Raw genomic sequence first — 15,230 nt, 5'->3', positions numbered from 1 at the left:
GCGCCCCCGCCGGGGGTGCCGCACGGTCGTCCGCCGTCAGTTCACGGGTTGCCGAACGCCGACAGGATCCGGTCCGCCGCCGAGGTCGGGGTGAGCGAGCCCGCCCGGACCGCGGCCTCCAGGTCCGGCGCGAGCTCCCGTACGGCCGGGCTCGCACGGAGCCGTTCCAGCAGTTCGTCGCGGACCATCGACCAGGTCCACTCCACCTGCTGCGCCGCCCGCTTCGCCGCCAGCCGACCGCCCGCGTCCAGCAGGGTCCGGTGCTGCTCCAGGCGGTTCCACACCTCGTCCAGGCCCGTCGACTCCCGGGCGCTGCACGTCAGGACCGGCGGTGTCCAGGCCGCGTCCACCGGGTGCATCAGCCGCAGCGCGCCCGACAGTTCCCGGGCGGCGGCCTTCGCGTCCCGCTCGTGCGGGCCGTCCGCCTTGTTCACCGCCAGGACGTCCGCCAGCTCCAGGACGCCCTTCTTGATGCCCTGCAACTGGTCGCCCGTACGGGCCAGGGACAGCAGGAGGAAGGAGTCGACCATCCCCGCCACCGTGGTCTCCGACTGGCCCACGCCGACCGTCTCGACGAGGACCACGTCGTAGCCCGCCGCCTCCATCACGATCATCGACTCGCGGGTGGCCTTGGCGACCCCGCCCAGCGTGCCCGCCGACGGCGACGGCCGCACGAACGCCGCCGGGTCCACCGACAGCCGCTCCATCCGGGTCTTGTCACCCAGGATGGAGCCGCCCGTACGCGTCGAGGACGGGTCCACCGCGAGCACCGCCACCCGGTGGCCGAGCCCCGTCAGCATCGTGCCGAAGGCGTCGATGAAGGTCGATTTCCCCACCCCCGGCACACCGCTGATGCCGATCCGGCGGGCCCGGCCCGAGTGCGGCAGCAGCTCCGTCAACAGGGCCTGGGCGAGCGCCCGGTGAGCGGGCAGGGTGGACTCGACGAGGGTGATCGCACGCGCGATGAACGCGCGCTTCCCGTCGAGCACCCCCTTCGCGTACGCCTCGATGTCGATCTTCGGCACCGGCGCCCGCCTACAGCTCGTGGCCCAGGTCCGCGGCCAGCCGCGTCACCAGGTCGTGGGCCGCGTCCGGGATGACCGTTCCGGGCGGGAACACCGCGGTGGCGCCCATCTCCAGCAGCGTCGGGACATCGGCCGGCGGGATCACCCCACCCACGACGATCATGATGTCCTCGCGGCCCTCCTCCGCCAGCTGCTCGCGCAGCGCCGGTACGAGGGTCAGGTGGCCGGCCGCCAGCGACGACACGCCCACCACGTGGACGTCCGCCTCGACGGCCTGACGGGCCACCTCCGCCGGGGTCTGGAACAGCGGGCCGACGTCCACGTCGAAGCCCAGGTCGGCGAAGGCGGTCGCGATCACCTTCTGACCGCGGTCGTGCCCGTCCTGGCCCATCTTGGCGACCAGGATGCGCGGACGACGTCCCTCCGCCTCCTCGAACCGGTCCACCAGCGCACGGGTGCGCTCGACGGACGGCGACTCTCCTGCTTCGTTTCGGTACACGCCCGCGATCGTACGGATCTGGCTCGCGTGCCGTCCGTACACCTTCTCCAGTGCGTCCGAGATCTCACCCACGGTCGCCTTCGCGCGCGCCGCGTCCACCGCCAGGGCCAGCAGGTTGCCGTCACCGCGCTCCGCCGCGTTCGTCAGCGCCCGCAGCGTGTCCTGCGTGACCGCCTCGTCGCGCTCCTCGCGCAGCCGCCGCAGCTTGGCGATCTGCTGGCTGCGCACCGAGGAGTTGTCGACCTTCAGGACCTCGATCGCCTCGTCGCTCTCCACGCGGTACTTGTTGACGCCGATCACCGGCTGGCGGCCCGAGTCGATGCGGGCCTGCGTACGGGCCGCGGCCTCTTCCACGCGCAGCTTCGGGATGCCCGCGTCGATGGCCTGCGCCATGCCGCCCGCCGCCTCGACCTCCTCGATGTGCTGCCAGGCCCGCCGCGCCAGGTCGTACGTCAGCTTCTCGACGTAGGCGCTGCCGCCCCACGGGTCGATCGACCGGCAGGTCCCCGACTCCTGCTGCAGCAGGAGCTGGGTGTTGCGGGCGATGCGCGCCGAGAAGTCCGTCGGCAGCGCGAGCGCCTCGTCGAGGGCGTTGGTGTGCAGCGACTGGGTGTGGCCCTGGGTCGCCGCCATCGCCTCGATACAGGTGCGCGTCACGTTGTTGAAGACGTCCTGCGCGGTCAGCGACCAGCCCGAGGTCTGCGAATGCGTGCGCAGCGAAAGCGACTTGGCGTTCTTCGGGTCGAACTGCTTGACCAGGCGTGCCCACAGCAGGCGCGCCGCACGCAGCTTCGCGACCTCCATGAAGAAGTTCATGCCGATCGCCCAGAAGAACGACAGGCGCGGCGCGAACGCGTCCACGTCCAGCCCCACCGCCTGCCCGGCCCGCAGGTACTCCACACCGTCCGCGAGGGTGTACGCCAGCTCCAGGTCGGCCGTGGCACCGGCCTCCTGGATGTGGTAGCCGGAGATGGAGATCGAGTTGTACCGCGGCATCTTCTGCGAGGTGAAGGCGAAGATGTCGGAGATGATCCGCATCGAGGGCTTGGGCGGGTAGATGTAGGTGTTGCGGACCATGAACTCCTTGAGGATGTCGTTCTGGATGGTCCCGGCCAGCTTGTCGGGGGAGACGCCCTGCTCCTCCGCCGCCACGATGTACAGCGCGAGGACGGGCAGCACCGCGCCGTTCATCGTCATCGACACCGACATCTTGTCCAGCGGGATCCCGTCGAACAGCTGCCGCATGTCGTAGATCGAGTCGATCGCCACGCCCGCCATGCCGACGTCGCCGGTCACGCGCGGGTGGTCGCTGTCGTAGCCGCGGTGCGTCGGCAGGTCGAAGGCCACCGACAGGCCCTTCTGGCCGGCCGCCAGGTTGCGCCGGTAGAAGGCGTTCGACTCCTCGGCCGTGGAGAAGCCGGCGTACTGCCGGATCGTCCAGGGCTGGTTGACGTACATCGTCGGGTACGGGCCGCGCAGGTACGGGGCCACGCCCGGGTACGTCCGCAGGAAGTCCAGGCCCTCCACGTCCCGCCCGGTGTAGAGCGGCTTGACGCCGATGCCCTCGGGCGTCTCCCACAGCAGGTCGGCGGCCGCGGTGCCGGTGGACTCCTTCACCGAGGAGCGCCACTGCTCCTCCGAGACCCCGGCGGCGGCGGTGGGACCGAGCGCCAGCTCGGAGAAATCGGGGATGCTCATGCGGGCACTCCCATCCGGTCGAGTACGGAGGACAGCACGGCGACGGCGTCACAGCCGGCGAAGACGTACTCGTCCACGGAAGCCTCTGCGGTGCCCGGCCGCCCGGCGAGGAAGACCGTCGTGGCTCCCGCGGCGCGCAGCGCCGCGGCCACCGCCGCGGCCTGCTCCTCGTACAGGGCGTCGCTGGAGCAGAGCACGGCCATGCCGTCGGCGCCGCTCGCGGCGTAGGCCGCGGCCGCCGTCTCCGGGTCCACCGACACCGGGTCGTGCACGGGTGTGACACCGCCCGCCTGGAACAGGTTCGAGGCGAAGGTGGCGCGCGCGGTGTGCGCGGCCGCCGGGCCCAGCGCGGCCAGGAAGATCCTCGGCCGGGCGCCCGTGGCCGCCAGGTGCGCGTCGCTGCGGGCGCGCAGGGCCTCGTACGCCTCGTCGCGCCGCACGCGCGGCAGTCCGCCCGTGGGAGCCGCGGGCGCGGGCTCGCGTACGACCGGCTTCTCCGAGAGCAGCGGGAACTCGCTGACGCCGGTGATCGGTTCGCGGCGCTTGGCCAGCTTCTTGGAACGCTCCGCCCAGGTGGCGGCGAGCCGTTCGGCGACCAGGCCGGAGCGCAGGGCGTCGGCCATGCCGCCGGCCTTCTCCACCGTCCGGAAGAACTCCCAGGCGGCGTGGGCGAGTTCGTCGGTGAGGCGCTCGACGTAGTACGAGCCGCCGGCCGGGTCGATCACCCGGGCCAGGTGCGACTCCTCCAGCAGGATCGTGGAGGTGTTGCGGGCGATGCGGCGCGCGAACGCGTCCGGCAGGCCCAGCTCGTTGTCGAAGGGGAGCACGGTGACCGAGTCGGCGCCGCCGACGCCCGCGGCCATGCAGGCCACGGTGGTGCGCAGCATGTTCACCCAGGGGTCGCGGCGGGTCATCATCACCGGCGAGGTGACGGCGTGCTGCCGCTGGGCGCCAGCCTCCGGGGCCCCCGAGGCCTCGGCGATCCGGGCCCACAGCCGGCGGGCGGCGCGGAACTTGGCGATGGTGAGGAACTGGTCCGCGGTCGCGGCGTACCGGAACTCGATCTGGCCGAGCGCGGCTTCGACGCCGAGCCCACCTGCGGAGAGGGCGCGCAGGTAGGCGACTCCGGTGGCCAGCGAGAGCCCGAGCTCCTCGGCCGCGCTGCCGCCGGCCTCGTGGTACGGCAGGGCGTCCGCGGTCAGGGCGCGCACCCCCGGCAGGCCGGCGGCGGCCTCCCGGGCCAGCTCGACCGCGGCGGCCTGGTCCAGCGCCTCGCCGGTCCGCGCCTCGTGGCCCAGCGGGTCGGCGCCCAGGGAGGCCCGCACAGCCTCCGGAGCCACCGAGCGCTCGGCGTACAGGTCCAGCAGGGCACGGGCGGCCGCGGCGTATTCAGCGCCGGCGTCCAGGGCGATCGGGGCGAGGTCCAGGTAGACCCCGTCCAGGGCCCGGGCGAGACCGTCGACCGGGATGCCGCCGCTGCCCACGGTGAGCCAGAGGGAGGTGACCCCGTTCTCCAGGTCGGCGAGGGCCGCCTCGTTCAGGCGCTGCGGGTCGGTGCCGGCGAGGCGCTGGCGCACGTCCCAGCCGTTCGCGGTGGTGCCTTCCGGCCTGCCTCCGCGGACGAAGGGCGCGAAGCCGGGAAAACCGGTGTCGGGCACCGTCCCGTCGGACGGCGCGGTGTACAGCGGGCGGGTGGTGAGCCCGTCCTCGAGTCGGGTGGACAGCGCATCTTCTGCGGCCTCGCCGGAGACTTCCTTGCCCGACTTGCGCAGTACGCCTTCTACAAGGCGCTGCCACTGCTCATGCGTCGCGTCAGGGAACTCGGCGGCCAGGGAGAGCCCGTCGTCAGGCAGGACCGTCATGGCTCGAATGTAGGGGAGCGCGCTCAGGTGGCACCATACCGACGGGTGTGATCTCCCCCTCTCGGACCGTACCGAGAGGGTCCTGGAACACCCGGCTGAGCAGCACGGTTGCGGCGGCCTCCGGGAGCACGGCCGGACCCGCGTGCGGGACCACGATCCGTTCGGGGTCGTCGCAGACGTGCGAGAGCTCCAGCGCGGCGGCCCGCAGCTCCTCCAGATAACCCTCGTGCAGGACGCTCGCCAGCTCGGTCACGACCATGATCGCCGGATTGAAGACATCCAACAGAAGGGATGCCGCGCGGCCCACCGCGCGGGCGCGCTCGCGCAGCAGCCGGTCGGCGCGCGGGTCCCCGGTCGCCGCCGCGTCCACCAGCAGCGGGACGGAGGGGTCCGGCACGATGCCGCGGCGCACCGCCTCGGCGCCGAGCGCCGTGTCGGAGGCCGTCGCCTGCAGGCAGCCGGTACGCCCGCACGCGCACGGCACGGTCGCCCCGGGCACCGGCAGGTGGGCCACGTCGCCGGCGGCGGAGCCGGGGCCCTGGTGTACGGCGCCCTCGATCCCGAAGGCGGCGTCGACGACGTTGCCGATGAACAGGTGCACCAGGCTCCGGCGGGCCTCGGGCCGGCCGAAGAGGATCTCCGCCCGCGCGACGGCCCGGGCGTGGTTGTCGATCCACACCGGCAGCCCGAGGGCGCCGGACAGCTCGGCGGCGAGCGGCTTGTGCCGCCACCGCAGCACGGGGTGGCGCACGACTACGCCCTCGTCGGGCCTGACCCAGCCGCCCAGGGCCGCACCGACCCCGAGCAGCGGCCGCCCCGAGTCGAACGCGGCGAGGAAGCGGCCCAGTTCGACGGTGATCTCGCCGGAGAGCCCGGCCGGGTCCCGGCCCTCGTGGGGGAAGGCCCGCCGGGCCAGCAGCCGGCCCCGCAGGTCGACGAGGCTGAAGGTCGAGGCGGGCACGCCGATGTGCAGTCCGGCGGCGACCGGCCCGCCGACGGCCCCGGTGTGCAGGTCCAGGGGGATCCGCGGCCGGCCCACCCCGCCGCCGGGCCCGGGCAGCTCGCGCAGCAGCCCGCCCCGGAGCAGTCCGGTGGCCTGCCGGGACACGGCGGCGGGGCTCAGCCCGCAGAGCGGGGCGATCGCGCTGCGCGCGACCGGGCCGTGGTCCAGCACCGTCCGCAGCACGGTGGCGGCATTGGCGGCCGTCCGGCTGTCACCGGCCATACGCGTCACGCGGTCTCCTCGGGGCGGGGTGTGTCCCCCCGATGATGCAGGTTCCCCCGCGGGGTGCCCGGCCGGGGAGACGATGCCGCGCCCGCCGGGAGCCCGGCCCGGGGGCGGATCCCGGCGAACGCGTGGCGGCCGCATTGCGGCACCGTGAAATCCGGCCACGGTTTTCGGCCGTCGGGGTGGGGTGGGCAGCGGGCCGGAGTGCGGGGGAAAGGGCAGGTCGCAGGGGGTGTACGGGGCGGACCCGAGGGCCGGTGAAGGGCGCGCCCGGTGGCCGCGGACGGGGGTTGACCCGGGTCTGAGGCGCTGACACGCTCCGGGACATGTCCGCGAACGAACTCCTCGCCCCGCGGCTCCGCACCCCCGGCCCCTGCACCGCGCCGGGCCAGTGTCCGGGCCGCTGTCCGGCCCCCTGTCGCCCCTGACCCCACTGCCCCTGGCACCCGTGCACGGCGCGGATCCCGCCACTGGCGGCCCGCCCGGGCCGACGGCCCGCGGTCCGCGCGAGCCGGTCCGGCCGGGTCCGGCCCGCAGGCCACCGGTCCGGCGGACCGCAGGCCTGAGGACCGCAGGCCCCCGGCCGGTCCGGCCACCGGTTCACCGCCGGGCCGCTCCGCCTGACCCATGGCGGGTGGTCCGCAAGCAGGCGGCCCGGGTTCGTCGGCCCACAGGCCGGTCGAGCCGTCAGGCCGGTGGTCCGCAGGTCGTCGGCTCACCGGTCCGGCCGTCCACGGTCGACCGGGCCACCAGCCCGGTGGTCTGCGGGTCCCGACGGCCGGTCGGCGGTCCGGCCCGGGGCGGCGACCCGCGGACCACCGGTTCGCCGGACCGGGGACCCTCCGCGACCTCGGTCCGACGTCCCGCGGCGCAGCCCATACCCGACCCGAAGTCGTATCCGCACAGCTCAGCGCAGCGCAACGGCTCGTCCGACCCTTCGCACCTCCATTTCTTCCGCTGCGGAAATAACCACCGCAGCCGCACCCAGGAGTCACCATGGCCACTGCCACCCGCACCGACACCACCCTCACCGTCACCAAGATCGGCGGCCGCATCGGCGCCGAGATCGGCGGCGTCCGGCTCGGCGGCGACCTGCCCGAGGCCGACGTCGCCGGCATCCGCGCCGCCCTCCTCGCCCACAAGGTCGTCTTCTTCCGCGGCCAGGAACACCTCGACGAGGCCTCCCACGAAGCCTTCGCCGAGCTGCTCGGCGCGCCGGTCGCGCACCCCACCGTCCCCTCCGCAGACGGCCGGTACGCCCTCGGCATCGACTCCCACCACGGCGCCCGCGCCAATCAGTGGCACACCGACGTCACCTTCGTCCCCGCCTACCCCGCCTTCTCCATCCTCCGCGCCGTGACCATCCCCCCGTACGGCGGCGACACCCTCTGGGCCAACACGGCCACCGCCTACAGCAACCTCCCCGAGCCGCTCCGCGTCCTCGCCGACGGCCTGCGCGCGGTCCACTCCAACGAGTACGACTACGCCGCCCTGCGGCCCGACGCCCTCCCCGAGGCCCTGGCCCAGTACCGCGAGGTGTTCACCTCCACCAAGTTCCTCACCGAGCACCCGGTGGTCCGCGTCCACCCCGAGACCGGCGAACGCACCCTGCTGCTCGGCAACTTCGTCCAGCGGATCCAGGGCCTCACCGGCCGCGACTCCCGCGCCCTGCTCGACCTGTTCCAGGCCCACATCGAGAGCCCCGAGAACACCGTCCGCCGGCAGTGGCAGCCCGGCGACGTCGCGATCTGGGACAACCGCGCCACCCAGCACTACGGCGTGGACGACTCCGACGACCACGAGCGCACCCTGCGCCGGGTCACCGTCGACGGCGACGTCCCGGTCGGCCCCGACGGAGTCCCGTCCCGCCTGCTCAGCCCGGAGAACGTCCCGGACCCGGCCTTCGGCATCGCCTCGGGCGCCTCCACCTCCGACGCCCCCGCCGCCTGATCCGGCAGAAGCCTGATCCGGCCGAAGCCCGATCCGGCAGAAGCCCGAGCCAGCAGAGACCGTACGCCGCCCAAGGAGCCACCGTGCCCAAGCTGCTCGCCCTCACCGGCAGCCCCTCCGCCCACTCCCGCACCGACGTCGTCGCCGACCACGCCCTGCGCCACCTGACCCGTTCCCACCCCGGCTTCGCGACCGCCCGCCTCGCCGTGCGCGAGCTCCCCGCCGCGGACCTGCTCGCCGCCCGCCGCGGCGAGCCCGAGATCCGCCGCGCCCTCGAAGCCGTCGCCGAGGCCGACGGCCTGATCATCGCGACCCCGGTCTACAAGGCCTCCTACACCGGCCTGCTCAAGGCCTTCCTCGACCTGCTCCCGCAGGACGGCCTCGCCGGCAAAACGGTTCTGCCGCTCGCCACCGGCGGCAGCCTCGCCCACGTCCTGACCATCGACTACGCGCTGCGCCCCGTGCTCGCCGCCCTCGGCGCCCGGCACGTCACCGCCGGCCGGTTCGTCCTGGACTCCACCGTCGAGCGCGGCTCCGGCCCCGACCGGCTGCGGCCCGAGGCGGAGCTCGACCTCCTCCAGGCCGTCGACGAGTTCGCGGACGCCCTGCGCACCACCGGCACCCCGCCGACCGCCGCCACTCCACTGACCCCCGCCACCGTGCTGACCGCCACCGACGCGCTCACCGCCACCGCCGCCCCGTAAGCCCGTCCCCGCCCCTCAAGAACCGCACCGACAAGGATCCGCCATGCCCGCAGCACTCACCTCGACCACCACCTCCCGGCGCCAGTTCCTGACCCTGCTCGGCATCTCGGCGGCCGCGGTGAGCTGCGGCACGGCCACCGCCGGCGGCGGATCCGGCTCCGGTTCCGCCGGCCAGGTCACCACCCTCAAGTACCAGGGCAGCGTGGGAGCCGTCACGCTCCCCGAACTCGCCGCCGACCTCGGCTACCTCGGCGACGTCAAGCTGGAGTGGATCGGCAACACCATCAGCGGCCCGCAGGACATCCAGTCCGCCGCCACCGGCCAGATCCACTTCGGCGGCGCCTTCAACGGCGCCGTGGTCAAACTGGCCGCCAGCAAGGCCCCGATCACCTCCGTCATCTCCTACTACGGCTCCGACCAGCACTCCTACAGCGGCTACTACGTCCTTGAGGACAGCCCCATCCGGACCGCCCGCGACCTGATCGGCAAGAAGGTCGGCATGAACACCCTGGGCGCACACGCCCAGGCCATGCTGGAGATCTACCTGAAGCGCAACGGGGTGTCGAAGACGGACTCGGCCAAGGTCGAATCCCTGGTGGTCCCGCCGGTCAACACCGAACAGGTCCTGCGGCAGAAGCAGATCGATGTCGCCGTGCTCGGCGGGGTGCTGCGCGACAAGGCCCTCGCCGCCGGCGGGATCCGCCCGCTCTTCACCGACTTCGAGCTGCTCGGCCCGTTCAGCGCGGGCAGCTACGTGATGACGAAGCGCTTCATCAAGGAGAACCCCGACACCGTCCGGACCTTCGTCACCGGAGTGGGCAAGGCCATCGAGTGGTCCCGCACCACCCCGCACGAGCAGGTCATCGCCCGGATGACGGAGATCGTCACCAAGCGCGGCCGCAACGAGGACACCGCCACCCTCAAGTACTGGCGCTCCTACGGCGTCGCGGAGGCCGGCGGCCGGATATCCGACAAGGAGTTCCAGGTCTGGCTGGACTGGCTCGCCGAGCGCGGCGACGTCAAGGAGGGCCAGCTGAAGGCCACCGACCTCTACACCAACGAGTTCAACGGAAACGGGAAGGGGTGACGACGGCCATGGCGAAGATCGTGTTCGAGGGCGTCCGCAAGACCTTCGGGGACTTCACTGCCCTCGACGGCATCGACCTGGAGATCCAGAGCGGCGAGTTCCTCGTGGTCGTAGGCCCCAGCGGCTGCGGCAAGTCCACCCTCCTGGACCTCCTCGGCGGACTGTCCACCCCGACGGCCGGCCGGATCCTGCTCGACGGCAAGCCGGTCACCGGGCCGGGCCTCGACCGGGGCATCGTCTTCCAGCAGTACGCGCTGCTGCCGTGGCGCACGGCGCTCGGCAACGTCGAGTTCGGCCTGGAGGCCACCGGCGTCCCGCGCCGCGAACGCAAGGCCCGCGCCCGGGAGTTCCTCGACCTCGTCGGCCTGACCGGCTTCGAGGACCGGCACCCGCACCAGCTCTCCGGCGGCATGCGCCAGCGCGTGGCCATCGCCCGCTCGCTGGCGTACGACCCGGACGTGCTCCTGATGGACGAGCCGTTCGCCGCCCTCGACGCCCAGACCCGCGAGTCCCTCCAGGACGAGCTGCGCCGCATCTGGCAGCGCACCGGCAAGACCGTCGTCTTCATCACGCACGGCATCGAGGAGGCCGTCTACCTCGGCCAGAAGGTGGCCGTCATGACCTCCCGGCCGGGCCGGATCAAGGAGATCGTCCCCGTCGCCTTCGGCGAGCGCCCCGGAACCGGAACCGGAATCGGCACGGGGACGGGCACCGCCATCGGCCCCCAGGGCGAGGAACTGCGCTCCAGCCCGGAGTTCGCCCGCTACCGCCACGAGATCTGGACCCTCCTCCACGACGAGGTGGCCCGCGCCCAGCAACTGGAGAAGGAGGAGGCCTCCGTATGACCACCGGAACCGACACCGCTGCCCCCGCCGTGCTGCCCGCCGCCCCGGCCCCCGCCGAGGAGGTACGGGAATCCGCGCCCCCGCCGCGGCCGGCGCCCGATACCGGGCACGCGGAACGCCCGGCCCGGCAGCCCCTCAGAGCGTTCGGACGCCGGCTGCGCGCCGTCGCCCTGCGGTCGGCCGCGATCCTCGCCCTGCTCGCCGTGTGGGAGGTCGCACCCCGGCTGGGCCTGGCCGACCCCACCTTCCTGCCCCCGGTCAGCGAGGTGGCCGCCGCCTGGTGGGAGCTCCTGCTCAACGGCCAGCTCGGCGAGCACACCTGGGCCAGCCTGGTCCGCTCTTTCGGCGGCTTCGCCATCGCCGTCGTCGTGGCCGTCCCGCTGGGGCTGCTCATCGGCTGGTACCGGCCGGTCGCCGCCCTGCTCGGCCCGCTGCTGGAGGTGTTCCGCAACACCGCCGCGCTGGCCCTGCTGCCGGTCTTCGTGCTCCTGCTCGGCATCGGCGAGACCTCGAAGGTGTCCATCGTCGTCTACGCCTGCGTCTGGCCGATCCTGCTGAACACCATCAGTGCCGTCGGGAACGCCGACCCCACCCTCGTCCGGCTGGCCCGCTCCATGGACCTGTCCACCCCGAGGCTCTTCCAGAAGGTGATCCTCCCGGCGTCCGTACCGGCCGTCTTCACCGGCGTCCGGCTCGCCGGCGCCATCTCCATCCTCGTCCTCGTCGCCGCCGAGATGATCGGCGCGAAGGCGGGCCTGGGCTACCTGATCAACGCCTCCCAGTTCAACTTCGCGATCCCGCAGATGTACGCGGGCATCGTCACCATCTCCGCCATCGGCGTGGCCTTCAACCAGCTCCTGGTCACGATCGAACGCCGCCTGAGCACCTGGCGCGTCCCCTCCTGACGCCCACCCGGCCCGCCCGGACGGACACGCACCGCCGCCCGGGCGGGCCGGCACCCCTTCCCACCCCACCTCATGCCACGCCACGACCCAGAACCACGAGGACCCGCCATGACCGCTCCCCGGACCCTCCACCTCAACGCCTTCCTCATGAACGCCGGGCACCACGACGCCGCCTGGCGCCACCCCGCCAGCGCACCCGAACGCGTCACCGACCTGAAGTACTTCCAGGAACTGGCCCGCACCGCAGAGCGCGGCAGGCTCGACTCCATCTTCTTCGCCGACGGGCTCGCCCTCTGGGGCAAGGCCCGCTACAACGCCCTCGGCGGGTTCGAGCCGCTCACCCTGCTCTCCGCCATCGCCGCCGTCACCGAACACATCGGCCTCATCGCCACCGTCTCCACCACCTTCAACGAACCCTTCAACCTGGCCCGCAAGTTCGCCTCCCTCGACCACATCAGCGGCGGCCGGGCCGGCTGGAACATCGTCACCTCCGGCACGCTCGACGAGGCGCGCAACTTCAACCGGGACGAGCACCTGGAACACAGCCTCCGCTACGACCGGGCCCGCGAGTTCCTCGACGTCGCCACCAAGCTCTGGGACAGCTGGGAGGACGACGCGATCGTCCTCGACAAGGAAGCCGGCATCTACGCCGACACCGACAAGCTGCACCCCGCCGCGCACCGCGGCGAGTACTTCGGCGTCGCCGGCCCGCTCAACGTCCCGCGCTCCCCGCAGGGCTACCCGCTGCTCGTGCAGGCGGGATCCTCCGAATCCGGGAAGGAGTTCGCCGCCCAGTACGCCGAGGCCGTCTTCACCGCCCAGCAGACCCTCGCCGACGGCCAGACCTTCTACAAGGACCTCAAGTCCCGCCTGGCCGCGTACGGCCGCGCCGAGGACGACCTGCTGGTGCTGCCCGGCATCGCCCCCGTCATCGGCTCCACCGAGGCCGAGGCGAAGGCCCTGGAGCAGGAGCTCACCGACCTCCAGGTGCCGGAGTACGGTCTCGCCCAGCTCTCCGGCATGCTCGGCGTGGACCTCACCGGCCTGCCCCTCGACGGCCCGCTGCCCGACCTGCCCGAGGAGCGGGACATCAACGGCAACAAGAGCCGCTTCACGCTCGTCGCCGAACTCGCCCGCCGCGACGGCCTCAACCTGCGCCAGCTGATCGCACGCCTCGGTGCCGGCCGCGGCCACCGCGTCTTCGCCGGCACCCCCGAGCAGATCGCCGACCAGCTGGAGCAGTGGTTCACGCAGGGCGCCGCCGACGGCTTCAACATCATGGCGCCCGTACTGCCCACGGGCCTGACCGACTTCGTCGACCAGGTCGTGCCGATCCTCCAGCGCCGCGGGCTCTTCCGCACCGAGTACACCGGCCGCACCCTGCGCGAGAACTACGGCCTGCCCCGCCCGGCCAACCGGTACGCGGGAGCCGCCTCATGACGGACCTCGCCACCGACGTCCTGGTCGTCGGCGGCGGACCGGCCGCCACCTGGGCCGCCCTCGCGGCGGCCCGGGCGGGGGCCGACACGGTCCTGGCCGACAAGGGCTACTGCGGGACGAGCGGTGCGACGGCCGCCGGCGGCACCGGCGTCTGGTACGTCCCGCCCGACCCGGCCGCGCGCGAGGCCGCCATGGCCGGCCGCGAGGGTCTCGGCGGCTACCTCGCCGACCGGCGCTGGATGGCCCGCGTCCTCGACGAGACGTACGCGCGCATGAACGAGCTGGCCGTCGGGGCCGGCCGGTACCCCTTCCCGGCCGGCCCCGACGGGACACCGCTGCGGGGCGGCCTCCAGGGCCCCGAGTACATGCGGCGGATGCGCATCCGGATCCGCCGCGCCGGGGTCCGCATCCTCGACCACAGCCCGGTCACCGAACTGCTCACCGACGCGGACGGCGCCGTCGCGGGCGCCGTCGGCCACCGCCGCCAGGCCCGCGAGGACTACCGTGTCCGGGCGGGTGCCGTCGTCCTCGCCACCGGCGGCTGCGCCTTCCTCAGCGGCGCGCTCGGCACCAACACCAATACCGGCGACGGGGCGCTGTTCGCCGCCGAGGCCGGCGCTGAGCTCTCCGGCATGGAGTTCTCCAACGCCTACGGGATCGCCCCCGAGGGCACCTCGGTCACCAAGACCGCGTTCTACTCCTTCGCCACCTTCTACCAGGAGGACGGCAGCGTGCTGGAGGGCGCGGCCAGCCAGGGCGGCCGCTCGGTCATCGCCCGCACGCTCCTCGACGGCGCCAAGGTCTACGCCCGCCTGGACCGCGCCGGCGAAGCCGCCCGGGCAGCGATGCGCCTGGCACAGCCCAACTTCTTCCTCACCTTCGACCGGCTCGGCATCGACCCGTTCACCGACCGCTTCTCCGTGACCCTGCTGGCCGAAGGCACCGTCCGCGGCACCGGCGGCATCCGGATCACCGGAGACGACTGCGCCACCGGTGTCCCCGGCCTGTACGCCGCCGGGGACGCGGCCACCCGCGAGGAGATCTGCGGGGGCTTCACCGGAGGCGGCAGCCACAACGCCGCCTGGGCCATCTCCTCGGGCAGCTGGGCCGGAGCCGGCGCGGCCGCCCACTCCCGCTCCCTCGGCCCGGGCCGGGCCGCCTCCCGGCCCGTCACCGGGGCCGGCGGAGCGGGCCTGCGCCCGACGGGGCGGCCGGCCGCGGCCGACGGCCACCGCGCGGCCGTGGAACTCGTACAGCGGGAGGTCCTCCCGTACGACAAGAACTACCTGCGCCGCGGCGACCGGCTGGCCGCGTCGCTGCGGGCGCTCGACGCCGGCTGGGCCGAACTGCGATCCGGCCTCCACGGCGAGGGAACCGACCTGGTCAGGGCCCGCCAGGCGGCGGCGATGACGGCGCACGCGCGGTGGATGTACGCGGCCGCGCTGGCCCGCCCGGAGACCCGCGGGATGGCCAAGCGCCTCGACCACCCGGACCCGGACCCCCGCCTGCACCACCGGATCCTGGTGGGAGGGCTGGACCGGGTGTGGACCCGGCCGGCTCCGAAGGCCGGGGTGACGGCGTGATCGAACTGGTCTCGGCACAGCGGTGCATCGCCTGCGACAAGTGCGTGGAGGTGTGCCCGACCGATGTGTTCGAACGGGGACCCGAGGGGATCCCGCTGCTCGCGCGGCAGGAGGACTGCCAGACGTGCTTCCTGTGCGAGGCCAACTGCCCGGTGGACGCGCTGTTCGTGGCGCCGCTGACCAGGCCCCTGCCCGACGAGCCGGCCGTGCACGACGAAGCCGGGCTGGTCCGCAGGGGGCTGCTCGGCAGCTACCGGCGCGACATCGGCTGGGGCGAGGGGCGCACCCCCGGGGCGCTGCGGGCGATCGGCCCGCCGCTGGGCTCGACGGCGGCGCCGATCACCTCCTGAGGCGTGCGGTGCCGCCGGAGTCCGGACTCCGGCGGCACCGCACGTTGCCGGCAC

12 protein-coding genes are annotated in these 15,230 nt (G+C 73.5%); 8 read left to right on the top strand and 4 right to left on the bottom strand.

Annotation, left to right across the window (positions count from 1 at the left end; translation table 11 throughout):
* Positions 1–41 precede the first annotated feature (41 nt).
* Genes meaB through OHA91_RS10125 form a run of 4 tightly spaced genes read right to left on the bottom strand, consistent with a single transcriptional unit; the run spans position 42 to position 6,309 of the window.
* On the bottom strand, positions 42–1,025 hold the full coding sequence (gene meaB, locus OHA91_RS10140) for a methylmalonyl Co-A mutase-associated GTPase MeaB (RefSeq protein ID WP_031150983.1): 984 nt from the start codon (positions 1,023–1,025) through the stop codon (positions 42–44).
* Positions 1,026–1,035: 10 nt separating this feature from the next.
* Positions 1,036–3,222 carry a methylmalonyl-CoA mutase gene (gene scpA / locus OHA91_RS10135; protein ID WP_031150985.1) on the bottom strand — a complete coding sequence of 729 codons (2,187 nt, stop codon included), beginning with the start codon at positions 3,220–3,222 and terminating at the stop codon, positions 1,036–1,038.
* Positions 3,219–5,084 (bottom strand): methylmalonyl-CoA mutase small subunit, encoded by a 1,866-nt coding sequence (gene mutA, locus OHA91_RS10130; protein ID WP_266492513.1) that lies wholly within the window; start codon positions 5,082–5,084, stop codon positions 3,219–3,221. The genes scpA and mutA overlap by 4 nt, the downstream gene beginning before the upstream one ends.
* Positions 5,068–6,309: an ROK family protein gene (locus OHA91_RS10125; protein ID WP_328741113.1), complete on the bottom strand. Its 1,242-nt coding sequence runs from the start codon at positions 6,307–6,309 to the stop codon at positions 5,068–5,070. The genes mutA and OHA91_RS10125 overlap by 17 nt, the downstream gene beginning before the upstream one ends.
* 999 nt (positions 6,310–7,308) lie before the next feature.
* On the opposite strand from OHA91_RS10125, the gene OHA91_RS10120 reads away from it, so the two are divergent.
* From OHA91_RS10120 to OHA91_RS10085, 8 genes are all read left to right on the top strand, one after another.
* On the top strand, positions 7,309–8,262 hold the full coding sequence (locus OHA91_RS10120) for a TauD/TfdA dioxygenase family protein (protein WP_031150991.1): 954 nt from the start codon (positions 7,309–7,311) through the stop codon (positions 8,260–8,262).
* 83 nt (positions 8,263–8,345) lie between these two features.
* On the top strand, positions 8,346–8,966 hold the full coding sequence (gene ssuE / locus OHA91_RS10115; protein ID WP_051893168.1) for an NADPH-dependent FMN reductase: 621 nt from the start codon (positions 8,346–8,348) through the stop codon (positions 8,964–8,966).
* 43 nt (positions 8,967–9,009) lie between these two features.
* On the top strand, positions 9,010–10,053 hold the full coding sequence (locus tag OHA91_RS10110; protein WP_031150995.1) for an ABC transporter substrate-binding protein: 1,044 nt from the start codon (positions 9,010–9,012) through the stop codon (positions 10,051–10,053).
* 8 nt (positions 10,054–10,061) lie between these two features.
* Positions 10,062–10,898 (top strand): ABC transporter ATP-binding protein, encoded by an 837-nt coding sequence (locus OHA91_RS10105; protein ID WP_031150997.1) that lies wholly within the window; start codon positions 10,062–10,064, stop codon positions 10,896–10,898.
* On the top strand, positions 10,895–11,803 hold the full coding sequence (locus OHA91_RS10100; RefSeq protein ID WP_031150999.1) for an ABC transporter permease: 909 nt from the start codon (positions 10,895–10,897) through the stop codon (positions 11,801–11,803). The genes OHA91_RS10105 and OHA91_RS10100 overlap by 4 nt, the downstream gene beginning before the upstream one ends.
* Positions 11,804–11,911: 108 nt before the next feature.
* On the top strand, positions 11,912–13,243 hold the full coding sequence (locus tag OHA91_RS10095) for an LLM class flavin-dependent oxidoreductase (protein WP_328739096.1): 1,332 nt from the start codon (positions 11,912–11,914) through the stop codon (positions 13,241–13,243).
* On the top strand, positions 13,240–14,826 hold the full coding sequence (locus tag OHA91_RS10090; RefSeq protein ID WP_328739094.1) for an FAD-binding protein: 1,587 nt from the start codon (positions 13,240–13,242) through the stop codon (positions 14,824–14,826). Before OHA91_RS10095 ends, OHA91_RS10090 begins: the two co-directional genes overlap by 4 nt.
* Positions 14,823–15,176, top strand: coding sequence for a ferredoxin family protein (locus OHA91_RS10085; RefSeq protein WP_328739093.1), 354 nt, complete (start codon positions 14,823–14,825; stop codon positions 15,174–15,176). Before OHA91_RS10090 ends, OHA91_RS10085 begins: the two co-directional genes overlap by 4 nt.
* The last annotated feature ends 54 nt before the right edge of the window (positions 15,177–15,230 follow it).

Origin of the sequence: Streptomyces erythrochromogenes (assembly GCF_036170895.1) — a bacterium.
Lineage (GTDB): Bacteria > Actinomycetota > Actinomycetes > Streptomycetales > Streptomycetaceae > Streptomyces > Streptomyces erythrochromogenes.
The sequence above is the reverse complement of the archived record's forward strand: the minus strand, read 5'-3'. Positions and strand labels throughout refer to the sequence as shown.